Here is a 21,421-nt window from a genome sequence, read left to right as displayed (position 1 = left end):
AAGCAGTTGGAATGTAAGGACCAGTTATTCCAACTGCTTCAAATATCCCCGCCGGAGGCTTCCGCACTCACCGCTGTCACTCCGCCAGGGGCAATTTGCGGAAGTCAAAGCCCTCCTCCAGCGTCGGCTTGATCACGTCGAAATAGGGCGAGAGGTCGAAATCGCGTGGCGTGAACAGCGAGTAATGCCGGATATGCAGGATCTCGCGCTGCGCATCCTCCGAGCTTTGCTCGATATCGGGCAGGATCGGATAGTGGACCGAATGGAAGGCCTCGGCGATCACGGTCGAGCAGATCGCCCGCGTCGGATCGCCCGAGCCCAGCGCCAGCATCCGCCGTCGGAACCGGTGCGGCACGGGCGGGCGCGGCAGCAGGTAGCGCGCGAGATCGACCACGTTCTTCAGATCATAGCTACGCCCGACCGCCCCTTGCATGTAATCAACCACCGCTTCCAGCTGGGCATGTTTCAAGCCGACGGGACGGCAGATGCGCGTATTGAGATGGGCGTAATCGCCCAGCCCGGTTATGCGCACGCCCGCCTCGAGATCGGCCTCGATCAGCTCGCCGCCAGGAGGCCCGCCGGTATAGAAGGCCGCGTGCGACCATGTCGAATGGGTGAGATATTTGATCGCCGCAGAGATCCGCCGATCCCCCTCGACCAACAGCACGTCACCGGGGCGCAGCGTCGCGCGCAAAGCCCGCGTCGGGATCACGCCAAAGGGCTGGTAATAGCGTGTCTGCTTTTGCAAGAACCGCGCGATCCGTTTGCCCGACATCCGAGAGAGTTGCGCCATGACCTCCTCCTGATACAGAGCTAGGTCGCAGGCGCATGGGCGCACAGTGCAGGCGCGCAGACGTGATTTCCGTTAACTGGCGCGCGATCGGGTGCGGCTCACTTGGCGGGCAGCGGGCCGCCCATGTCGATGCCGGTATCCATCGCCAGCGCGCGGGCCTTCTCGATCCGCGCCCAGAGATCGGGATCGCTCTCGCCCTGCGGCCAGACCCCCGTGAGCGTGAAACGGAAGCGCGCGGAATGGCGCGCCTCGCGCTCGATCCGGTCGATGAAATCGGTCCCGTGATCGGCGATCAGATCTTCGAGCGGGCCTGCCGCCAGCATGACCGCCTGCCAGACGGTCGTGGCCCCGGCCAGCGCCTTGCGGATGAAACTCCACAGCGTTTCGGGATGTTCGCGCAGCTCGAAGACGCAGAGCACGGACCAGGGGAAGCTCTCGTCCTCCGGCTCGACCGCGTTATCGGCGAGCCACAAGGCCACCAGCGTCTCGACCGTGCGCACATCCTCGGGCGCATTGGCCTCGTTGCACAGGATCGAGACAAGCTCGGGGGGCAGCGGGGTGGTCATAAAGCCTACCTTCTATCGATTTAGATATTCTACAAAAGAACCGTCTTCGGTCGAGAATTCTGCCACGGGCCAAAGGGCTACATATGAAAATTCGCCACATGCCCTCATCACAGCTTCCGCGATTGCATCTGGTGCGTGAGCTTCGTCCCAAAGATCTCGCGGGCGTCCAGAGTTCTCATACAGCAGTAAGACAAGCATGTCAGCCGAAGCATAGCTTTGCGATTTTCTTCGTTTTTTCTCGATTGTTTTGATCGTCAGTTGAACGATTTCATTCTCTGGTTCGGTTCCTGAATATGGTCTTGTTTTATCAGGCGATAGGAGATGGTCGCGCAGTTTCTCGGCTCGAGCGTTGTCTGGAAAATCACCAGGCTTAGGAAGCGAAAAGAAAACTTCTTCATTTTCAGAGACGACTTTACGGTAGTTAGCGACGACTTGGGATGTGATCTCCGCGACCTCAATGCCGAGGGTCCCTCCCGCGTGTGCCAACGTGAAGTCGGGCCGCTCAGACTGAAGAAGATCGAAGGGACCAACTAATTGTTGAGCGAAACCAACTGAACTGAGCCACTTCCGAAGTACCCAACGCTCTTTCAGGTCTTTGTTTTCCTTGACTTCGCGCGGAGAATGTTGCCCGTCTTCTTTTTCTAGTGCTGCAACCAGATCACTGATCGAACGACTTTCCGTATACACCCGGAAACGTTCAACCGACTCCTCACTCACTGCATCATCTCCTTGGTCGCGCTCAGCGTCACGCCCTCATAGTCGCGCACCACACGGTCGATGTCCCATTGCAGGCGGGTCAGGAAGACCACGTCGCCGTCATGATCATAAGAGATGTGCTGTTTGTTGGCATTGACCAACTTCTCGACCGCCGCCTTGTCACCCTGCACCCAGCGCGCGGAGGTGAATTGCGAGGGCTCAAAGCGCACGGGGATGCCGTATTCCAGCTCGATCCGGCTTGCCAGCACGTCGAATTGCAGCGCGCCGACGACGCCCACGATGAAGCCCGAGCCGATCGCGGGCTTGAATACCTTCGCAGCCCCCTCTTCGGCGAATTGCATCAGCGCCTTTTCGAGATGCTTGCCCTTCATCGGGTCAGTCGCGCGCACCGATTGCAGCAGTTCGGGCGCGAAGCTCGGGATGCCGGTGAAGCGCAGCGTCTCGCCCTCGGTCAGCGCGTCGCCGATGCGCAGCTGGCCGTGGTTCGGGATACCGATGATGTCGCCGCCCCAGGCCTCCTCGGCCAGTTCGCGGTCGGCAGCAAGGAACAGAACCGGGTTCGACACCGCCATCGGCTTCTTGGAGCGGACGTGGAAGAGTTTCTGCCCGCGCTCGAAATGCCCCGAAACGAGGCGCACGAAGGCCACACGGTCGCGGTGCTTGGGGTCCATGTTGGCCTGCACCTTGAAGACAAAACCGGCGACCTTCTTCTCCTCGGGGGCCACGTCGCGCTCGGCGGTGTGGAAAACCTCCGGCTCGGGCCCGTATTCGCCGATCCCGTCCATCAGTTCCTTCACGCCGAAGCTATTGATCGCAGAGCCGAACCAGATCGGGGTCATGTGCCCTTCGAGGAAACTCTGGCGGTCAAAGGTCGGCAGCAGCTCGCGCGCCATCTCGACCTCTTCGCGCAGCTTTTCCAGCAGATCGGCGGGCACATGTTCGGCCAGTTTCGGGTCATCCAGACCACTGATCTTGATCGACTCGGCGACCTTGTTGCGATCGGCCCGGTCCATCAGTTCCAGCCGGTCATGCAGCATGTCGTAGCAGCCGAGAAATTCGCGGCCCACGCCGATCGGCCAGGAAGCCGGGGCCACGTCGATCGCGAGATTTTCCTGGATTTCGTCGATGATCTCGAACGTCTCGCGACTCTCGCGGTCCATCTTGTTACAGAAGGTGAGGATCGGCAGGTCGCGCAGGCGGCAGACCTCGAAGAGCTTGCGGGTCTGGCTTTCCACGCCCTTTGCCCCATCGATCACCATGATTGCGGCGTCCACGGCGGTCAGCGTCCGGTAGGTATCTTCCGAGAAATCCGAGTGGCCGGGCGTGTCGACGAGGTTGTAGCGAAAGTCGCCATATTCGAAGGACATGGCCGAGGCCGAGACAGAGATCCCGCGATCCTGTTCGAGCTTCATGAAGTCCGAGCGCGTCCGCCGTGCCTCGCCCTTGGCGCGCACCTGGCCCGCCATCTGGATGGCGCCACCGAAAAGGAGGAACTTTTCGGTCAGGGTGGTCTTGCCCGCATCCGGGTGCGAGATGATCGCGAAGGTGCGGCGACGGGCGATTTCGGGCGGGAGGGCGGGACGGTTGCTCATGCGCGCCCGTTTATCCTGACCGCGCGCCCCTTGCAATCGCGCAGGTGCGCGGTTGCGACAGGGGCGCTCACTGAGGTCCGAAACCCGGAATGATCCCCGCGGGGCCGCAGTGAGACGCGCTTCAGGCGTATCGGCGATAGGTCAGTTCGGCGCGCGCGCCCTCGGCGTTGAACGCCTCTGCCATCGCCCGCATCTTCCCATGGGCGGGCGACTTTACACAGACCGGATCGGCCGCCGCCGGATCGCCCGCGATGGCCAGAGCCTGACAGCGGCAGCCCCCAAGGTCGATCGCCTTGCGCTCGCAGCTCCGGCAGGGCTCTTTCATCCAGTCGTCGCCGCGATAGGCGTTGAAGGCGGGGTTGTCGTACCAGATCTCGCGCAGTGAACGATCCCGCACCGACCAGAAGTCCAGATGCGGAATGGTGCGCGCCGCATGGCAGGGCAGGACCGAGCCGTCGGGCGCGACATTGAGCCCGACCGACCCCCAGCCATTCATGCAGCGCTTGGGATAATCGCCATGGTAATCGGCAGGCACGAAATCGATCACCAGCTTGCCCTTGAGCGCCTCGCGCGCCTCGGCCACCAGGGCTTCGGCCTCGCGCGCCTGTTCGCGCGTCGGCATCAGGGCGGCGCGATTCTTCATCGCCCAGCCGTAGAATTGCACGATCGCCACCTCGATCCGGCGCGCGCCCATCTCCTGCGCCATCTCCAGCGCGCGTGGCAGCTGATGCAGGTTCTGGCGATGCAGCACCGCGTTGAGCGTCAGCGGAAACCCGATTTCGCCAATCCAGCCCGCTACCTGCATCTTGCGCGCAAAACCGCCCTTATAGCCCCCGATCCGGTCGGCCAGTTCCGCATCCATCCCTTGCAAGGACAACTGGACATGATCAAGCCCTGCCGCGTCGAGTTCCTCGAGCCTGCGTCGCGTCAGCCCGATCCCCGAGGTGATCAGGTTGGTATAGAGCCCCGCCGCGCGCGCAGCGCGCACCAGATCGGTCAGATCGCGCCGGGTCGCGGGCTCACCGCCCGAAAGATGAAGCTGCAGCACGCCCAGCTCGGCGGCTTCGGCAAAGACCCGCGCCCAATCCTCGGTCGACAATTCACGTTCCTGCGCCTCGAGCTCGAGCGGGTTCGAGCAATAGGGACAGGCCAGCGGGCAGCGATGGGTCAACTCGGCCAGCATGGCCATCGGGGGCGGAATGCGGCTCATGCGACCTCCAGAATGCGGCGTTCGGCAAGCGCCGCGATGAAGCCCGAGACATCCGGCGCGATCTGTTCGCGCGGCGCGGCATAGTCCTCGGCGAGCCGATCGATCAGCGTGGTGAAATCCGTCCGCCCGTCGATACGCGAGAGGATGGCGTGGCCGATCTCGTCAAGGGCGATCGTCTTTTCCGGCGCGAGCAGCACCCAGCGGTCGCGCACCGCATCGCGATGCAGCCGGACCCCGCGCGGGATCACCGGGATCGCGCCCTGAGCAATCATGCCGCGACCCGGATCAGATGCGTGCCCGGCTGCCAGCCCCCCGGCGGGATGCGCGCAGGGGCAACGTAAGCCGAATGGAGCGCGTCGAGCTGGGCCCAGAGCACATCGGTCTTGAACTCGAGCGCCGCCGCCGCCGCGTCCTGTTTTTCCTGCGTATCGGCATGATCGAGCACCCATTTCAGCCCGAAGGCCACATCCTTGGGCGCCTCTGACAGGCGGCGCTTGAAATAGGACAGCGACCGGTCATCGGCGAAATCGTAATGCGCGAGCAGCCCCTCGATCCGGTTGGCATGGATCGCGGGTGCGAAAAGTTCGGTCAGCGAGGAGGCCACGGCCTCAAGCAGCGTCTTGTCGCGCACGAACCGGACATAGGCATCGCAGGCAAAACGCGTCGCCGGCAACACGCCCTGCCGCGAAGCCACGTAATCGCGATCAAGCCCCACCGCATCGGCCAGCCGCAACCAGCGTTCGATCCCGCCCTCGTTCTCGGCGGTTCCATCGTGATCCTCGATGCGCGAGCGCCATGCCCTTCGCAGCGCCGGCTCTTCGACACGCGACATGAAGGCGGCATCCTTCATCGGGATCGTATGCTGATAGTAATAGCGGTTGATCACCCAGGCGCGCACCTGATCAGGGGTGCAACGACCCGAGTGGAGCATATCGTGGAACGGGTGCTTGTCGTGATAGCGCTCCGCGCCGATCCGGCGCAGGCGGGCCTCGAAGGCCTCGCGTGTCTGGGTCATAGCCTTACCTCCATCCCGTCCTGCCCGATGATCCATCCCGCCGCCTCGATGCGGGCGCGTTCCTCCGAATCCGGGCGCAACGCGGGGTTGCTGTTGTTCATGTGCACGAAGATCCGTTTCGGGACGCCGAGCCTCTCGAAAGCGGCGAGACTGCCCTCGGGCCCCGAGATCGAGATATGCCCCATGCGTTGACCTGTCTTGGCACTCAGCCCCGCGGCGATCATCTCGTCATCCGACCAGAGCGTGCCGTCGAACATCACCAGATCGGCGCCTTTCAGCCGGGCTGCCAGAGCCGGTGTCAGCTTCGCACAACCCGGAATGTAGAACGCGCGGCTGCCGCCTGCGCGCAGCTCCACCCCCACGGTCTGCTCTCCCTCCAGATCGGTCACGACCTCTTCGCCCTCGAGATAAAGCGGCACCTTGCCCGGCACCGCGAAGAGCTGCGCGCTCAGCTCGGGCGCCAGTTCGAACGGCGTATCGAGCGCGACCGGCGCACGGGTCACGCAATCGGGCCGCAGCGCATCGAAGATCGGGTTCGCGCCGAGTACCGCATGGATCTCAGGCGTGGCGAAAAGCGTGAAGCTCTGGCTCTCACGCAGCACCAGCAGCCCCGCCACATGGTCGATATCGCCATTGGTCACCAGCACCGAGCGAAGCGGCAGATCGCGCAGCCCCGTCGGGTGCAGCTCGGGCGTGCGCGCCATTTGTTCGCGAATATCGGGCGAGGCGTTGAGGATCGCCCAGTCCCGCCCGTTGCCGCTGACCGCGACCGAGCTTTGCGTCTGGGCCGGGATCGCCCCGGCCCGCGCGAGATTGCAATTGGTGCAACCGCAATTCCATTGGGGAAGGCCACCACCGGCCGCCGCCCCCAGGATTCGCGCGTGAAGTGTCATTCGGCCCTCCCCGCGCCGAAAGCGCGCCTCAGAAGAGGACGCCGCCCTCGTCGCCCGAATCCGGACCGTACATGTTGATTTCCATACCGCAGTCGATCGCGCGCAGAACGGGTTTCGCCCAGGCCATGATATCCTCCCTAGTGGCTCAAGAATGTCTGGCCATTAGCACCCGCGCCGGCCCGTCGCGGCAATTAGACCTTGGTCGTAGCGATCGGGTCGCGGCCAATTCGGGTGGGTCGCCGGGCGCGGCTTGAGGCCACCCGCGCCCGGCGCTAGGCTGGGCGCGACTTTGCCACGGAGGAGCGCATGACCGATTATCTCGACACGCCCGAGGGCCGCCGCATCGCCTATAACCACACCCCCGGCAAAGGCCCGGGCGTGGTTTTTCTCGGCGGTTTCAAATCGGACATGGAAGGCACGAAGGCGATCGCGCTCGAGGAATGGGCCAAGCGCGAGGGCCGCGCCTTCCTGCGGTTCGACTACTCGGGCCATGGTATCTCGGAGGGGGCCTTCGAGGACGGCGCGATCGGCGACTGGTTCGAGGATGCGCGCGATGCGATCTTGGCGCTGACCGAGGGACCGCAGATCCTCGTGGGCTCGTCGATGGGCGGCTGGATTTCGCTTCTGATGGCGCGCGAACATCCCGAGCGGGTGGCCGGTCTCGTGACCATCGCCGCCGCGCCCGATTTCACCGAGGATGGCTATTGGGCGAGCTTCGACAAGGAAACGCGCCACAAGCTCGAATCCGAAGGTTCGGTCGCGGTGCCCTCGGATTACGGTGAGCCCTATGTGATCACGCGCCGCCTGATCAACGAAGGACGCACCCGGCTGGTGCTGCGCACGCCGCTTCCCCTGCCCTTCCCCACCCGTTTCCTGCAAGGCACGGCGGACGAGGCGGTGAGCACCGAGACCGCGATCCGCCTGCTGGAGCACGCCGAGGGCGAGGATATGCGGCTGACGCTGGTGAAGGGCGCCGATCACCGGTTCTCGACGCCCGAGTGCCTCGCCTTGATCGAGACGGCGCTTGCCGAGGTGATCGAGCGGCTTTGATCCGCCGCTCTCCGGTTTTCGATTTGCCAGCCCCGCGGGCTTGCGGCACACTCCGCCTCAACAGAGCGCAAAAGCGCCGCGAAAGAGGTTTCGAGCCATGCCCAACGACCCGCTGGTCTTCCTGCCAGGATTCATGTGCGATGCACGACTGTTCTGGCACCAGTTACAGGATCTGTCGATCGAACGCAGCGTGATGGTCGCGCAGATGCGCGGCGCCACGATCGAGGAAATGGCGCAGTCGGTGCTTGCCGATGCGCCCGCACGCTTTGCGCTCGCCGGGCACTGGCTGGGCGGCGTCGTCGCGATCGAGATTTTGCGCCGCGCGCCCGACCGCGTCAGCCAGATCGCGCTGATCGATGTCTCGCCCCTGCCCGAAACTCCGCAGGTCGCCGCCAGCCGCGAGACCCGGATCGTGGGGGCGCGCACGGGTCGGCTCGACGAGATGATGCTTGACGAGATCCCCTCTGACGCACTTGCACCGGGCGCGGGCCGCGCCACCGTGCAGGCGCTGATGCTGGAAATGGCCGCAGCACTTGGCCCCGACACGTTCGAGCGCCAGTCGCGCGCGCTGATGCGCCGCCCGGACCTGCAACGCACGCTGCGCAACACCAAGACGCGGGCGCTGCTGATGTGCGGCGAGTATGACCGTATCTGCCCGCCGCGTCGCCACGAGTTCCTGGCCGAGCTGATGCCCCATGCGGAATACCGGCTGATCCTCGGCGCCGGTCACATGAGCCCGCTCGAACAGCCCGAGAAAATCACGCAAGGGCTGCGCGACTGGCTGGACGCGCCGCTTTTGCTGGCGTGAACGGTCTGCGGCTCGCCAAGCCGCACGCAGCGCGCCTTGCGCGCTTGTCTCGCCCGGGCGTGGCAATTAACCTTTGCAAAAGGGCCGCGCGAGACGAATCCGCCGCGCAGCCGAAGGCAGCAGGATCGAGGGCAGGCATGGCAGGGGCGCAGCTTCGCACCGTCGCATTGGCATTTCTCGTCGGGCTCGGCACACAGGCCGCGTTCGCGAAGGACGTGATCACCAAGCAATATGAGGATGGCGGGCTCTACGAGGGCACTTTCACCGACGGCAAGCAGGATGGCTACGGCACCTACAAGCTGCCCTCGGGCTACGAGTACGAAGGCCAATGGGTGATGGGCGAAATCCGCGGCCAGGGCCGCGCGCGCTTCCCCAACGGCTCGGTCTATGAAGGCGAGTTCGCCCGCGGCAAGCCCAATGGCAAGGGCAAGATCACCTTCGCCGATGGCGGGACCTATGAGGGCGACTGGGTCAATGGCCAGATCACCGGCACCGGCACCGCCCGCTATGCGAACGGTTCGGTCTATACCGGGCAGTTTCGCGATGCGATGCATGACGGCAAAGGCACGCTCGAAAGCGCGAACGGCTATCGCTACGAGGGCGATTGGCTGGGCGGCATCAAGCAGGGCGCGGGCAAAATCACCTATCCCGATGGCTCGACCTATGAGGGCCAGATGGCGAATGGCCAGCGCGACGGCGAAGGCACGCTGACGATGGCCGATGGTCTGACCTATGTCGGGCAATGGAAAAACGGCCAGATGAACGGGATGGGCACGCTGACCCAGCCCAATGGCGATGTCTACGAAGGCCAGATGGCGGGCGGCAAACGCCACGGAAAAGGCCGCGTGACCTATGCCAACGGCGATGTCTATACGGGTGAATTCCTGCTCGACAAACGCCACGGCACCGGCACCTTCCGCGGCACGGATGGCTATGTCTATACCGGCGACTGGAAAGAGGGCCGGATCGAAGGCGAGGGTCGCGCCACCTATCCGGACGGATCGATCTACGAGGGGCATTTCCTCAATGACCAACCCGATGGGCAAGGCAAGATCACCTATCCCGACGGGTCGAGCTACGAGGGTGGCTGGATCGCCGGGGTGATCGAAGGCACCGGGGTCGCGCATTACGCCAACGGGCTCGTCTATGAAGGCGAGTTCAAGAATGCGCGCAATCACGGGCATGGCAAGATGACCTATCCCGACGGCTACACCTATGAAGGCGACTGGGCCGACGGCCAGCGCGACGGTCAGGGTATCGCGCGCTATGCCGACGGCACGGTCTATGAGGGCGGGTTCAAGCGCGGCCAGCGCGACGGCATGGGCAAGCTGACCATGCCTGATGGTTTCATCTACGAAGGTGAGTGGCGCAATGGGGCGATCGACGGTGCAGGCCGTGCGATCTATGCCAATGGCGATGTCTATGAGGGCAATTTCGCCAATGGCAAGCGCGAGGGGCAAGGCAAGATGACCTATGCCTCGGGCAAGACCGCAGAGGGGCAATGGGCGAATGACGCGCTCGCAACCGATGCAGAGGTCGGCACGTCTACGAACACCCAGCCCAGCCCCGACACGGTCGAAAGCCAGCCCGTGCAGGACGCGCCCGCGGCCAACTGAGCGCGCCTCTCCCGGCCAAGGCCTTGGTGGTCCGGGCGGGAGCCTCCGGCGGAGATATTTTGATCAAGAAGAAGGGAGGCGCGGTTCAGATCCGCGCGCCCGCGTCGAGTTTGTCGAGGACCGCCTGGGCCGTTTTCAGCTTTGCCTTGCGGGTTGCCTCGTCTTGCTTGTCCCAATTGCGGTAGATGAGTTTCATCCTCGCATTCCCCTCGAACCGGTCGCGGTGACGGTCGAGAAAATGCCAATATAGGCTATTGAACGGGCAGGATTTTTCGCCGTCTTTCGCCTTCACGTCATAGGCGCAGCCCGCACAGTAATCCGACATCTTGTCGATATAGGCGCCCGAGGAAATATAGGGTTTCGAGGCGATGACCCCGCCATCGGCGAACTGGCTCATCCCGGCCGTATTGGGCGCCTCGACCCATTCATAGGCGTCGATATAGACCGCCAGATACCAATCCTGCACCTGGCCCGGGTCGATCCCCGCCAGAAGCGCGAAATTCCCGGTCACCATCAGTCGCTGGATGTGATGGGCATAGGCGAGATCGCGGGTCTGGGAGATCGCGGCTTTCATGCAGGCCATGTCGGTCTCTGTGGACCAGTAGAACCAAGGCAGGTCGCGTGAGTGGTTCAGCGCGTTGCGGGACGTGTAATCGGGCCCTTCGAGGAAATAGATCCCGCGCACATATTCGCGCCAGCCGAGGATCTGGCGGATGAAGCCCTCGACCGACTGGATCGGGGCCTTGCCGGCCTTGTAGGCCGCTTGCGCCGCCTCGCAGACCTCGCGCGGGGAAAGCAGCCCGAGATTGAGGCAGGGTGACAGCAACGAGTGATAAAGGAGCCGGTCATCCTCCAGCATCGCATCCTGATAAGGGCCGAAATCGCACAGGTTATGGGTGATGAAATGCTCCAGCGCGCGTTCCGCCTGCGCGCGGCTGACGGGCCAGTTGAACCCGTCGAGCGTGCCGAAATTGTCGGGAAATTCGGCCGCGACCATGTCGAGCACCTCCTGCACCAGCGCATCCTTGCGGAAGGTCGGGGCGGGCTCGCGAAACAGATCGGGCTGGGCGGGCTTGCGGTTCTCCTTGTCGTAATTCCAGGTGCCGCCCGCGGGGTCGTCGCCCTCCATCAGAAGGCCCGTCTCGCGGCGCATCTCGCGATAGAACCACTCCATGCGCAGTTCCTTGCGCCCCTTCGCCCAGTCGGCAAAGCGTTTCTCGGAGCAGATGAAACGGTCGTCGGGCAGCTGGCGGATACGGATCGGCGCGCTGTCGAGAGCCTCGCGCAGGCGCCATTCGCCGGGCGCGAGGGTCAGAACTTCCTCGGCACCGACCTCCTCGGCACGGCGCGCGAATTCGCCGACGAGAGAGCCTGCGTTCTCGGCATCGGTGAGCTTCGTGTAGAGGACGCGCCAGCCGTCACGCTCCAGCTCATCGGCGAAGCGCCGCATCGCGGCGAAACTCAGGGCCAGTTTCTGTTTGTGATGGCCGGTATAGGTCGCCTCCTCGCGCACCTCGGCCATGACCACCACATCGCGCGCCTTGTCGCCCGCGCGCAGAGCCGCGCCGTCAGGACTGAGCTGATCGCCGAGCACCGCGATCAGGCGGGGTTTACCGTCGCTCACCAGACGATCTCCTTGCCGGCATAGTCGAAGAAACCGCCCGATTGCGCGGGGCTCAACCCGTCGAGCACGTCGAGCAGGCACCGTGCGGCCTCGGCGGGCGCGAGCTTGTCGCGCGGGTAATCGGCAGTGAAGGGCGTGTCGACCGTGCCGGGATGGAGCGCGGCGACGACGAGCTGTTTGTGCGTCCGCGCCAGTTCGATCGCGGCCCCGTGCAAGAGCTGGTTCAACGCGGCCTTCGAGGTCCGATAGCTATACCAGCCGCCCAACCGGTTATCCCCGATCGAGCCCACCCGCGCCGAGAGCGCCGCGAAGCGCGCGAACCGGTCGCGGGGCAGCAGGCGCGCGGCATGTTTGAGCACCAGCGCCGGGCCCATCGCGTTCACCGCAAACTGGCTGGCAAGCTCCGCAGGCGTCAGTTGCGAGAGGGATTTCTCAGGCGTTCCCAACGCGCCGGAGGCCACGAAGACCAGATCGACCGGCCCCTCGATCCCCGCGAGCCCCGCCTCCACCGACGCCTCATCCGTCACGTCGAACCCGTCGCGTGACCGCGACAAGCCGTGCACGGCATATCCCCGCGCCTCCAGTTCCGCGCGGATCGCCGCCCCGATCCCGCCCGTATCTCCGATCACGATTGCCTGAGGGGCCACGCCCACCTCCCTTGTTACTCGCAATGGCTACGTGCCCCTGCCCCGCGCGGTTCCTTTTTTTGCTTTTCATTTGGGTCTTCGCGCTTATAGTGCGGCCCATGACACGGGACTTCCATATCCAGATTCACGCAGCCGGGGCCAGAGCCCGTGGCGCGATTTCCCGTGGTCTCCTTCTTCTTAGCAGCCTCTGAGCGTGCCCCCGGGCGCGAACGCTCAGGGGTATCCAGCGCCCGGACAACTTCCGAAAGCCACCGCGCAATGCTGGCCTTCGGGACCAACTGACGCTAAGAGCCAAGACGAAAGAGACAGCAGATGGCCCAGACCATGACCGACAAATCCCGCGTTCTGATTTTCGACACCACCCTGCGCGACGGCGAGCAATCGCCGGGGGCGACGATGACCCATGACGAGAAGCTCGAGATCGCCGACATGCTCGACGAGATGGGTGTCGACATCATCGAGGCCGGCTTTCCGATCGCATCGATCGGTGATTTCGAAGCCGTGAGCGATATCGCGAAGCGGGCGAAAACGTCCACGATCTGCGGCCTCGCCCGCGCGAAGCTGCCCGATATCGACCGCTGCTGGGAGGCGGTGAAACACGCCAAATCCCCGCGCATCCACACCTTCATCGGCACCTCGCCGTTGCACCGTGCGATCCCGAACCTCGACATGGACCAGATGGCCGAGGTGATCCACGACACGGTGACCCATGCGCGCAATCTGTGCGACAACGTGCAATGGTCGCCGATGGATGCGACGCGCACCGAGCATGATTACCTCTGCCGCGTCGTCGAGATCGCGATCAAGGCGGGCGCCACCACGATCAACATCCCCGACACGGTGGGCTACACCGCCCCGGCAGAGTCGGCCGCGCTGATCCGGATGCTTCTGGAGCGCGTTCCGGGCGCCGACGAGATCATCTTCGCGACCCACTGCCACAACGATCTGGGCATGGCGACGGCGAATGCGCTGGCCGCGGTCGATGCGGGGGCGCGCCAGATTGAATGCACGATCAACGGTCTGGGCGAACGCGCAGGCAACACCGCGCTCGAAGAGGTCGTGATGGCGATGAAGGTGCGCCATGACATCATGCCTTACGACACCGGGATCGACACCACGAAGATCATGAACATCTCGCGCCGGGTGGCGCAGGTCTCGGGCTTCCCGGTGCAGTTCAACAAGGCGATCGTCGGCAAGAACGCCTTCCTGCACGAGAGCGGCATCCACCAGGATGGCGTTTTGAAGAATGTCGAGACCTTCGAGATCATGAAGCCCTCCGATATCGGTATCACCGAGACCAATATCGCGATGGGCAAGCATTCGGGCCGCGCCGCGCTGCGCTCGAAGCTGAAGGATCTGGGCTACGATTTGGCTGACAACCAGCTCAACGATGTCTTCGTGCGGTTCAAGGCACTGGCCGACCGCAAAAAGGAAATCTATGACGACGATCTGGTCGCGCTGATGTCGGACACGGCGGCCAACACGGCGGATGACTACCTGCAAGTGAAATGGCTGCGCGTGGTCTGTGGCTCGGATGGTCAGGAAGCCGAGCTGAAGATGCTCGTCGATGGCGAGGAGAAAAGCTGCAAATCCGAGGGCGACGGCCCGGTGGATGCGGTGTTCAACTGCGTGAAGTCGATCTATCCGACCAAGGCCAAGCTGAAGCTCTATCAGGTCCACGCCGTGACTGAGGGCACCGACGCGCAGGCCACCGTATCGGTGCGTCTGGAGGAGGATGGTCGTATCGTGACCGGCTCGGCGGCCGATACCGACACGATCCTCGCCTCGGTCAAGGCCTATGTCGGCGCGCTGAACCGCCTGCGGGTACGCAGCCAGAAGACCGCGCCGGATGCGGATGTGAAACAGGTCAGCTACAAGCTCTGATCCGTCGCCGCCGAGTCGGTGACAAACGGGCAGCCCCGCGCGGGCTGCCCTTTCCTTTGGCACCGCGCCCGCGAAATTAGCAAAACTGCACGATTTCGTGACGCATTGCAAATCTGAAATTCTTTCTGCTGTTTTCACCCAGTTTTCAGACAGAAATGTTGAAAAAGGTCAATTGCTTGAACTGCCTTGCGCGGATAACCGCAGAGCCCTTACTGCCTTGGCGCAAATCCGCTTCCACGCCCGCGCCGCTTTGACTATACGAACCCCGGACCACGACTGGCACGAGTCGGGGTTTTCACGACTTTTGCGACGGGACAGGCGGACAAATGGTAGCTGGGATCTTCTCTTCGGACATGGCGATCGACCTCGGGACGGCGAACACGCTGGTCTACGTGAAGGGCAAGGGCATCGTCCTGAACGAACCCTCTGTGGTCGCCTATCACGTCAAAGACGGCAAGAAGCAGGTGCTGGCAGTTGGTGAGGACGCCAAGCTCATGCTCGGCCGCACCCCCGGCTCGATCGAGGCGATCCGCCCGATGCGCGACGGCGTTATCGCGGATTTCGACAGCGCGGAGGAAATGATCAAGCATTTCATCCGCAAGGTGCACAAACGCTCGACCTTCTCGAAGCCGAAGATCATCGTCTGCGTCCCGCATGGCGCGACCCCCGTTGAGAAACGCGCGATCCGTCAATCGGTTCTCTCGGCAGGCGCCCGTCGCGCCGGCCTGATCGCGGAACCGATCGCGGCGGCGATTGGCGCGGGCATGCCGATCACCGACCCCACCGGCTCGATGGTGGTCGATATCGGCGGCGGCACGACCGAGGTGGCCGTGCTCTCGCTGGGCGATATCGTCTATGCGCGTTCGGTGCGCGTGGGCGGCGACCGCATGGACGAGGCGATCATTTCCTACCTGCGCCGCAACCAGAACCTTCTCGTCGGCGAAAGCACCGCCGAGCGGATCAAGACCACGATCGGCACCGCGCGGATGCCCGATGACGGGCGCGGGATGTCGCTGCATGTCCGTGGCCGCGACCTGCTGAATGGCGTGCCGAAGGAAACCGAAATCACCCAGGCGCAGGTCGCCGAAGCGCTGAGCGAACCGGTGCAGCAGATCTGCGACGCGGTGATGCAGGCGCTGGAGACCACCCCGCCCGACCTCGCCGCCGATATCGTCGACCGGGGCGTGATGCTGACGGGTGGCGGCGCGCTTCTGGGCGAGCTGGATCTCGCATTGCGCGAGCAGACGGGCCTGTCGATCTCGATTGCCGACCAGTCGCTCAACTGTGTTGCACTCGGCACCGGCAAGGCGCTTGAATATGAAAAGCAGCTTCGCCACGTGATTGATTACGACAGCTGAGCCGGGACCGGGAACGCAGCCCACCCGGCCAGAGCGCTGACCGGAGACGGAATTGGCCAGAAACCGCGACGATCAGGACTATATCGGACCGCTGCGCCGCCTCGGTGTGGCGGTTCTCGCGTTGCTGTTGCTGGTCTTTTTCCTGATCTGGCGCATCGACAGCCCGCGGATGGAGCGTGTCCGCTCCGCCCTCGTGGATCGCTTCGTTCCCAGCTTCGATTGGGCAATGGCACCGGTCACGAAGATCACCGACATGATCGAGGGCTTCCAGTCCTACTCCCGGATCTACGAGCAAAATCAGGAACTTCGCCGCGAGCTTCAGAAAATGAAGGCCTGGCGTGAGACGGCCGGTCAGCTCGATCAGCAAAACGCCAAGCTGCTTGCTCTGAACAAGGTGCGGCTCGATCCGAAACTCACCTCGGTCTCGGGACGCGTGCTGGCCGATAGCGGCTCGCCGTTTCGCAAATCGGTGCTGCTGAATGTTGGCAAGCGCGACGGGATCGTCGATGGCTGGGCGACGATGGACGGGCTTGGTCTCGTCGGGCGGATCTCCGGAGTGGGGGCTTCGACCTCGCGCGTTCTGTTGCTCACCGATGCATCGAGCCGTATCCCCATCAGCATCCCGGCCTCCGGTCAGAACGCCATTCTTGCGGGCGACAACTCCCCCTATCCGGTGATCGATTTCATAGAACACCCTGACCGGGTGCGTCCGGGCGACCGGGTCATTTCTTCGGGCGATGGCGGGGTCTTCCCGGCCGGACTGCTGGTAGGCGAAGTGTTCGAAGATCGGAGCAAACGCCTGCGCGTGCGACTCTCGGCCGATTACGAACGGCTCGATTTCCTGCGCGTGCTGCGCTCCTACCCGGTGGACCGCATCGACAATTCCGGAGGGCTCATCGCCCCCGATCCGAAGGTGATCGAACAGGAGGCCGCCGAGAAGGCGCGGACCGAGGCGGCCGAGGGCGCGATTGAGAGCGGTGATACAACCGATGCCGCGGACGCCGCGACGGGAGCGGGCCAATGATCGACCCGCTCACGCGCCGCAGGCTTGGCTATCGCACGCTTTTCATCGGCATCGGGTTCGCGCTGATCTTCGTGCGCCTGCTGCCGCTGAGCCATACGCCGGGCGCCCTGCCCGGCCCCGATCTGATGCTGGCGCTGACGTTGGCCTGGGTGCTGCGCCGCCCCGAATACGTGCCCGCGCTGCTGATCGTGATCGTGTTCCTGCTCGAAGACATCCTCTTCTGGCGTCCGATCGGGCTCTGGACGCTGATCGTGCTCGGCGCGACCGAGTTCCTGCGCGCCCGCGAGACTGCGCTGCGCGATCTGCCCTTCGCGCTGGAATGGGCGTTGGTCGCGGTGCTGCTGGTGGTTATGATGTCGCTCAAGCGGTTCATGCTGATGATCGTGATGGTCGATCAGCCCGCGCTCGGGCTCGAGCTGTTCCGCATGTTGATGACGCTTGCGGCCTATCCGGTCGTGGTGATGGTCTCGCGGGTCGCCTTCGGGCTCCGACGCGCCGCACCGGGCGAGGTCGACGCCTTCGGGCACAGATTGTGAGAGGGGCACGATGAGACGATCCCCGAAAGATACCGAAGAAAGCACCCGCCGCATCACACGCCGCGGGCTGATGCTGGGCGGCGCGCAGGTTGCGGTGATGGCCGTACTGGCGGCGCGGATGCGCAAGATGCAACTCGAGGATGCCGACCAGTATCGGCTGCTGGCCGAGGGCAACTCGGTGAAGATCCGGCTCATTCCGCCGGCGCGCGGGCTTATCTTCGACCGCAACGGGGTGCTGCTCGCAGGCAACGAGCAGAATTACCGCGTCACCATTACCCGCGAGGATACTGACGATGTCGAGGCGACGCTCGCCGAGCTGCGCCGCCTGATCCCGATCACCGATGCCGATGCGGCCGATATCCTGCATGACATCCGCCGCCGTCCTCCCACGACGCCGGTGACCGTGGCCGACCGTCTTACGTGGGACGAGTTCTCGCGCGTGGCCGTCAACGGCCCGTCGCTGCCGGGGGTGAACCCCGATGTGGGTCTGTCGCGCCTTTATCCGCGAGACGATGATTTCGCCCATGTCATCGGCTATGTCGGCCCGGTCTCGGATTTCGACCTTTCGAAGATGGAAGACCCCGACCCGCTGCTGCTGATCCCCAAATTCCAGCTCGGCAAGTCGGGGATCGAAGCGAAGGAAGAAGCCGTGCTTCGCGGAGAAGCAGGGCAGCGCCGCGTCGAGGTGAACTCGGCGGGCCGCGAGATGCGCGAGCTGTCGCGCGAGCCGGGCAAGCCGGGCGAGAATATCCAGCTCACCATCGACTACCGGCTGCAGAATTACGCGTTGCAACGGCTTGAAGAGGAGTCGGCGGCGACCGTCGTGATCGACGTGACCAATGGCGATGTGCTGGCCTGCGCCTCCGCGCCCTCTTTCGACCCGAACCTCTTTGTTCGCGGGATCTCTGTCGCCGATTACCGGCGCCTGACGCAGGACGATCACCGCCCGCTGGCCGACAAGACGGTTCAGGGCCTCTATCCGCCCGGTTCGACTTACAAGATGGTCACCGCGCTGGCTGCTCTCGAGGCCGGTTTGGTGACGCCCGAGGAAACCGTCTGGTGCCCGGGATATGTCGAGATCGCGGGCCGCCGTTTCCACTGCTGGAAACGCGCCGGCCATGGCCATGTGAACATGACCAAGAGCCTCGAGCAGTCCTGCGATGTCTATTACTACGAGCTGTCGCAGCGCGTCGGCATCGACAAGATGAGCGACATGGCGCGGCGCCTGGGCGTCGGCGTAAAACCGGACCTGCCGATGTCGGCGGTCAAGGAAGGCGTGGCCCCCACGAAAGAATGGAAACAGGAACGCTACGGCAAGGACTGGCTGATCGGCGACACGGCAAACGCCGCGATCGGTCAGGGCTATGTGCTCGCCTCGCCGATGCATCTGGCGATCATGGCCGCGCGGATCGCGAGCGGCAAGAAGGTCGAACCACGGCTGATCCGGGCCCGCGACGGGGTCGAACAACCGGTACATGTCTCTGACGACCTGGGGATCGAGAAATCCTATCTCGATAGTGTGCGCAAGGGCATGACGGCGGTGGTGAACTCCGCACGCGGCACTGCGCGCGGCTCGCGCATCGAGATGAAGGAATGGCTCATGGCGGGCAAGACGGGTACGTCCCAGGTCCGCAACATCACCAAGGCAGAGCGTGCCCGTGGGGTGATCCGCAACGACCAGTTGCCCTGGAACCGCCGCGACCATGCGCTTTTCGTGGCCTTCGCACCGATCGACAATCCGCGCTACGCGGTCTCGGTCGTGGTCGAGCATGGCTCGGGCGGCTCCACCGCCGCCGCCCCGATCGCGCGCGACGTACTGCTCTTTGCGCTGGCCGGCGGCCTGCCCCCCGATGACGCCTATCCCTCCTCGGCCCGCGCCAAGGCCAAGGAACTCAACGACTCGCTCGATCTGGTCGATCCGGAATCGGTGCAAAAGCCGCAGGCGAGGTCGCGCGCATGAGCTATCTCGAGAGCAATCTCAAGACCGTCCCGACGGGATGGCGCAAGATCCTCTACATGAACTGGCCGCTGGTGATCCTGCTCACGGCCGTCGCCTGCGCGGGCTTTCTGATGCTCTACTCGGTCGCGGGCGGTAATCTCAAAACCTGGGCCGAGCCGCAGATGAAACGCTTCGCGCTCGGAATGGTGGCGATGTTCACCGTGGCCTTCGTGCCGATGTGGTTCTGGCGCAACGTCTCGGCTCTGGCCTATTTCGTGGCGCTATTGCTGCTGATCGCGGTGGAGTTCTTCGGCGCGATCGGCATGGGCGCACAGCGCTGGCTGGAGATCGGCCCGCTCCGCATCCAGCCCTCCGAGCTGATGAAGATCACCCTCGTGATGCTGCTGGCCGCCTATTACGACTGGCTGCCGGTCGAGAAGGTCTCGCGCCCGCTCTGGGTGTTCATCCCAGCGGCGATCATCCTTGCACCCACCTTCCTCGTGCTGGCCCAGCCCGACCTCGGCACCGCCGTGATGCTCGTGCTCGGCGGCGCCTTCGTGATGTTCGCGGCCGGGGTGAGCCTGTGGTATTTCGGGACCGTGCTGGCGCTCGTCGTTGCACTGGTCTTCGGCGTGATGGAAAGCCGCGGTACCGAGTATCAGCTGCTCCATGACTACCAGTACAAGCGGATCGACACCTTCCTCGATCCCGGCTCCGACCCGCTCGGTGCGGGCTATAACATCATGCAGGCGCAGATTGCGCTCGGCTCGGGGGGCTGGTCGGGGCGCGGCTTCATGCAAGGCACGCAATCGCGACTGAACTTCCTGCCCGAGAAACATACCGACTTCATCTTCACCACGCTCGCCGAGGAATTCGGCTTCGTCGGCGCCTTCTCTTTGCTGATGCTCTATGCCGGGATCATCGGCTTTGCGCTCTATACCGCGATGGCGACGAAGGACCGGTTCGCCTCGCTTCTCAGTTTCGGCGTCGCGGGGACGTTCTTCTTCTTCTTCGCGATCAACATGGCGATGGTGATGGGGCTGATGCCGGTGGTGGGCGTGCCCTTGCCGCTTGTCTCATATGGCGGCACCGCGATGATGATCCTGCTTGCTGCCTTCGGGCTGGTGCAAAGCGCCCATATCCACAGACCGAGGCAAAGATGATCCGGGTTCTTTTCGCAGACAAATCCTCCAACTGGCCGCGTTACGAGGGACCGTTGACCGAGGCCATCGCTGCGACCGGCGTCGCGGCCGAGATCGTCCAGCCCGGCGAGGCCGATCCTTCATCCGTCGATTACATCGTCTATTCGCCGCAAGGTCCGGTGCAGGATTTCACCGCCTATACCAAGGCGAAAGCCGTGCTGAACCTCTGGGCCGGGGTCGAGCGCGTGGTGGGCAACACCACCCTGACGCAACCGCTCTGCCGGATGGTCGATGCGGGGCTCGAGCGCGGCATGGTCGAATATGTGACCGGCCATGTGCTGCGCTATCACCTCGGAATCGACGCGACGCTGGCGCAGCAGGACGGTGTGTGGCGCCATGACGGCGGCGTGCCGCCGCTGGCGCGCAACCGCTCAGTGGTGATGCTGGGGCTGGGCGCGTTGGGCAAGGCCTGCGCGGAGGCGCTCGTGGAGCTGGGCTTCACTGTCACGGGTTGGAGCCGCACGCCGAAAGACATCGCCGGGATCACCTGCCTGAGCGGCGAAGACGGGCTGCGTGCGGCGCTGTCGCGCGCCGAGATCCTCGTTTCGATCCTGCCCGACACGCCCGAGACGACCGATCTTCTGAATGCCGAGACGCTGGCGCTGCTGCCGGAAGGCGCGCGGATCATCAACCCCGGTCGCGGCACGCTGATCGACGATGACGCGTTGCTGGCGGCGCTGGATCGCGGGCAGGTCGGCCATGCGACGCTCGATGTGTTCCGCACCGAGCCTCTGCCGCCCGAGCATCCCTATTGGGCGCATCCCAACGTAACGGTGACGCCCCATATCGCGGCCGAAAGCCGGGCCGAGACGGCCTCGGAGGTGATTGCCGAGAACATCCGGCGCAGTGAAGCGGGCGAGCCGTTTCTCTATCTCGTGGACCGGTCGCGCGGCTATTGAGCGGCGCGCGCCGGGGGTTTCACACCCCCGGACCCCCGTGGGATATTT

General features: G+C 64.1%; 21 protein-coding genes. 10 read left to right on the top strand and 11 right to left on the bottom strand.

Annotated elements, in window-relative coordinates:
* Nucleotides 1-76: 76 nt before the first annotated feature.
* From TP2_RS15525 to pqqA, 9 genes are all read right to left on the bottom strand, one after another.
* Nucleotides 77-793 carry a C40 family peptidase gene (locus TP2_RS15525; protein ID WP_038079380.1) on the bottom strand — a complete coding sequence of 239 codons (717 nt, stop codon included), beginning with the start codon at nt 791-793 and terminating at the stop codon, nt 77-79.
* A 98-nt stretch (nt 794-891) separates the two neighbouring features.
* Nucleotides 892-1,359 (bottom strand): DUF6869 domain-containing protein, encoded by a 468-nt coding sequence (locus TP2_RS15520; protein WP_038079379.1) that lies wholly within the window; start codon nt 1,357-1,359, stop codon nt 892-894.
* 12 nt (nt 1,360-1,371) lie between these two features.
* Nucleotides 1,372-2,076 carry a hypothetical protein gene (locus TP2_RS18570; protein WP_157617149.1) on the bottom strand — a complete coding sequence of 235 codons (705 nt, stop codon included), beginning with the start codon at nt 2,074-2,076 and terminating at the stop codon, nt 1,372-1,374.
* A complete protein-coding gene (locus TP2_RS15510; protein WP_038079375.1) occupies nt 2,073-3,668 on the bottom strand; it encodes a peptide chain release factor 3 in 1,596 nt (531 codons plus the stop codon). Before TP2_RS15510 ends, TP2_RS18570 begins: the two co-directional genes overlap by 4 nt.
* A gap of 121 nt (nt 3,669-3,789) precedes the next feature.
* Complete coding sequence (gene pqqE, locus TP2_RS15505) at nt 3,790-4,878, bottom strand: pyrroloquinoline quinone biosynthesis protein PqqE (protein WP_038079374.1); 1,089 nt, start codon at nt 4,876-4,878, stop codon at nt 3,790-3,792.
* Nucleotides 4,875-5,150, bottom strand: coding sequence for a pyrroloquinoline quinone biosynthesis peptide chaperone PqqD (pqqD, locus tag TP2_RS15500; protein ID WP_038079373.1), 276 nt, complete (start codon nt 5,148-5,150; stop codon nt 4,875-4,877). Before pqqD ends, pqqE begins: the two co-directional genes overlap by 4 nt.
* Nucleotides 5,147-5,893 carry a pyrroloquinoline-quinone synthase PqqC gene (gene pqqC, locus TP2_RS15495; protein ID WP_038079371.1) on the bottom strand — a complete coding sequence of 249 codons (747 nt, stop codon included), beginning with the start codon at nt 5,891-5,893 and terminating at the stop codon, nt 5,147-5,149. Before pqqC ends, pqqD begins: the two co-directional genes overlap by 4 nt.
* Nucleotides 5,890-6,786 carry a pyrroloquinoline quinone biosynthesis protein PqqB gene (pqqB, locus tag TP2_RS15490; protein ID WP_038079369.1) on the bottom strand — a complete coding sequence of 299 codons (897 nt, stop codon included), beginning with the start codon at nt 6,784-6,786 and terminating at the stop codon, nt 5,890-5,892. The genes pqqC and pqqB overlap by 4 nt, the downstream gene beginning before the upstream one ends.
* 28 nt (nt 6,787-6,814) lie before the next feature.
* Nucleotides 6,815-6,913 carry a pyrroloquinoline quinone precursor peptide PqqA gene (gene pqqA, locus TP2_RS15485; protein WP_038079365.1) on the bottom strand — a complete coding sequence of 33 codons (99 nt, stop codon included), beginning with the start codon at nt 6,911-6,913 and terminating at the stop codon, nt 6,815-6,817.
* 179 nt (nt 6,914-7,092) lie between these two features.
* On the opposite strand from pqqA, the gene TP2_RS15480 reads away from it, so the two are divergent.
* The 3 genes from TP2_RS15480 (at nt 7,093) to TP2_RS15470 (ending at nt 10,260) form a co-directional block, all read left to right on the top strand.
* Nucleotides 7,093-7,836, top strand: a complete 744-nt coding sequence (locus TP2_RS15480; protein ID WP_038079363.1) for an alpha/beta hydrolase — start codon at nt 7,093-7,095, stop codon at nt 7,834-7,836.
* 97 nt (nt 7,837-7,933) lie between these two features.
* Nucleotides 7,934-8,644: an alpha/beta fold hydrolase gene (locus TP2_RS15475; RefSeq protein ID WP_038079362.1), complete on the top strand. Its 711-nt coding sequence runs from the start codon at nt 7,934-7,936 to the stop codon at nt 8,642-8,644.
* A gap of 137 nt (nt 8,645-8,781) precedes the next feature.
* Complete coding sequence (locus TP2_RS15470; RefSeq protein ID WP_051692719.1) at nt 8,782-10,260, top strand: MORN repeat-containing protein; 1,479 nt, start codon at nt 8,782-8,784, stop codon at nt 10,258-10,260.
* Between the two features lie 85 nt (nt 10,261-10,345).
* Here the strand turns inward: TP2_RS15470 and TP2_RS15465 are convergent, their stop codons facing one another.
* On the bottom strand, nt 10,346-11,884 hold the full coding sequence (locus TP2_RS15465) for a cryptochrome/photolyase family protein (protein ID WP_157617148.1): 1,539 nt from the start codon (nt 11,882-11,884) through the stop codon (nt 10,346-10,348).
* Nucleotides 11,881-12,531 carry an SDR family NAD(P)-dependent oxidoreductase gene (locus TP2_RS15460; protein ID WP_038079361.1) on the bottom strand — a complete coding sequence of 217 codons (651 nt, stop codon included), beginning with the start codon at nt 12,529-12,531 and terminating at the stop codon, nt 11,881-11,883. Before TP2_RS15460 ends, TP2_RS15465 begins: the two co-directional genes overlap by 4 nt.
* 324 nt (nt 12,532-12,855) lie before the next feature.
* On the opposite strand from TP2_RS15460, the gene TP2_RS15455 reads away from it, so the two are divergent.
* The 7 genes from TP2_RS15455 to TP2_RS15425 all read left to right on the top strand — a co-directional run bounded on the left by TP2_RS15455 (nt 12,856) and on the right by TP2_RS15425 (nt 21,373).
* On the top strand, nt 12,856-14,415 hold the full coding sequence (locus TP2_RS15455; RefSeq protein ID WP_038079514.1) for a 2-isopropylmalate synthase: 1,560 nt from the start codon (nt 12,856-12,858) through the stop codon (nt 14,413-14,415).
* A 326-nt stretch (nt 14,416-14,741) separates the two neighbouring features.
* Entirely contained in the window at nt 14,742-15,773 is a 1,032-nt protein-coding gene (locus TP2_RS15450) for a rod shape-determining protein (RefSeq protein WP_038079360.1), read from the top strand.
* 52 nt (nt 15,774-15,825) lie between these two features.
* The gene (gene mreC, locus TP2_RS15445; protein WP_051692717.1) at nt 15,826-16,797 is read left to right on the top strand and encodes a rod shape-determining protein MreC; all 972 of its coding nucleotides are present in this window, start codon (nt 15,826-15,828) and stop codon (nt 16,795-16,797) included.
* Entirely contained in the window at nt 16,794-17,333 is a 540-nt protein-coding gene (locus TP2_RS15440; protein WP_038079357.1) for a hypothetical protein, read from the top strand. The genes mreC and TP2_RS15440 overlap by 4 nt, the downstream gene beginning before the upstream one ends.
* Before the next feature lie 10 nt (nt 17,334-17,343).
* Nucleotides 17,344-19,293 carry a penicillin-binding protein 2 gene (gene mrdA, locus TP2_RS15435; RefSeq protein WP_038079356.1) on the top strand — a complete coding sequence of 650 codons (1,950 nt, stop codon included), beginning with the start codon at nt 17,344-17,346 and terminating at the stop codon, nt 19,291-19,293.
* Nucleotides 19,290-20,435, top strand: a complete 1,146-nt coding sequence (rodA, locus tag TP2_RS15430) for a rod shape-determining protein RodA (RefSeq protein ID WP_038079353.1) — start codon at nt 19,290-19,292, stop codon at nt 20,433-20,435. Before mrdA ends, rodA begins: the two co-directional genes overlap by 4 nt.
* Nucleotides 20,432-21,373, top strand: coding sequence for a 2-hydroxyacid dehydrogenase (locus TP2_RS15425; protein WP_038079350.1), 942 nt, complete (start codon nt 20,432-20,434; stop codon nt 21,371-21,373). Before rodA ends, TP2_RS15425 begins: the two co-directional genes overlap by 4 nt.
* Nucleotides 21,374-21,421 lie beyond the last annotated feature (48 nt).

It is taken from the genome of Thioclava pacifica DSM 10166 (genome assembly GCF_000714535.1).
Taxonomy (GTDB): Bacteria; Pseudomonadota; Alphaproteobacteria; order Rhodobacterales; family Rhodobacteraceae; genus Thioclava; species Thioclava pacifica.
This window is presented reverse-complemented; position numbering and strand designations above follow the sequence as displayed.

What these genes read in the sequence shown, in the direction of transcription:
- TP2_RS15525 (WP_038079380.1), bottom strand. Translation starts at nt 793, where the DNA reads ATGGCGCAACTCTCTCGGATGTCGGGCAAACGGATCGCGCGGTTCTTG.
- TP2_RS15520 (WP_038079379.1), bottom strand. Translation starts at nt 1,359, where the DNA reads ATGACCACCCCGCTGCCCCCCGAGCTTGTCTCGATCCTGTGCAACGAG.
- TP2_RS15510 (WP_038079375.1), bottom strand. Translation starts at nt 3,668, where the DNA reads ATGAGCAACCGTCCCGCCCTCCCGCCCGAAATCGCCCGTCGCCGCACC.
- pqqE (WP_038079374.1), bottom strand. Translation starts at nt 4,878, where the DNA reads ATGAGCCGCATTCCGCCCCCGATGGCCATGCTGGCCGAGTTGACCCAT.
- pqqD (WP_038079373.1), bottom strand. Translation starts at nt 5,150, where the DNA reads ATGATTGCTCAGGGCGCGATCCCGGTGATCCCGCGCGGGGTCCGGCTG.
- pqqC (WP_038079371.1), bottom strand. Translation starts at nt 5,893, where the DNA reads ATGACCCAGACACGCGAGGCCTTCGAGGCCCGCCTGCGCCGGATCGGC.
- pqqB (WP_038079369.1), bottom strand. Translation starts at nt 6,786, where the DNA reads ATGACACTTCACGCGCGAATCCTGGGGGCGGCGGCCGGTGGTGGCCTT.
- pqqA (WP_038079365.1), bottom strand. Translation starts at nt 6,913, where the DNA reads ATGGCCTGGGCGAAACCCGTTCTGCGCGCGATCGACTGCGGTATGGAA.
- TP2_RS15480 (WP_038079363.1), top strand. Translation starts at nt 7,093, where the DNA reads ATGACCGATTATCTCGACACGCCCGAGGGCCGCCGCATCGCCTATAAC.
- TP2_RS15475 (WP_038079362.1), top strand. Translation starts at nt 7,934, where the DNA reads ATGCCCAACGACCCGCTGGTCTTCCTGCCAGGATTCATGTGCGATGCA.
- TP2_RS15470 (WP_051692719.1), top strand. Translation starts at nt 8,782, where the DNA reads ATGGCAGGGGCGCAGCTTCGCACCGTCGCATTGGCATTTCTCGTCGGG.
- TP2_RS15455 (WP_038079514.1), top strand. Translation starts at nt 12,856, where the DNA reads ATGACCGACAAATCCCGCGTTCTGATTTTCGACACCACCCTGCGCGAC.
- TP2_RS15450 (WP_038079360.1), top strand. Translation starts at nt 14,742, where the DNA reads ATGGTAGCTGGGATCTTCTCTTCGGACATGGCGATCGACCTCGGGACG.
- TP2_RS15440 (WP_038079357.1), top strand. Translation starts at nt 16,794, where the DNA reads ATGATCGACCCGCTCACGCGCCGCAGGCTTGGCTATCGCACGCTTTTC.
- mrdA (WP_038079356.1), top strand. Translation starts at nt 17,344, where the DNA reads ATGAGACGATCCCCGAAAGATACCGAAGAAAGCACCCGCCGCATCACA.
- rodA (WP_038079353.1), top strand. Translation starts at nt 19,290, where the DNA reads ATGAGCTATCTCGAGAGCAATCTCAAGACCGTCCCGACGGGATGGCGC.
- TP2_RS15425 (WP_038079350.1), top strand. Translation starts at nt 20,432, where the DNA reads ATGATCCGGGTTCTTTTCGCAGACAAATCCTCCAACTGGCCGCGTTAC.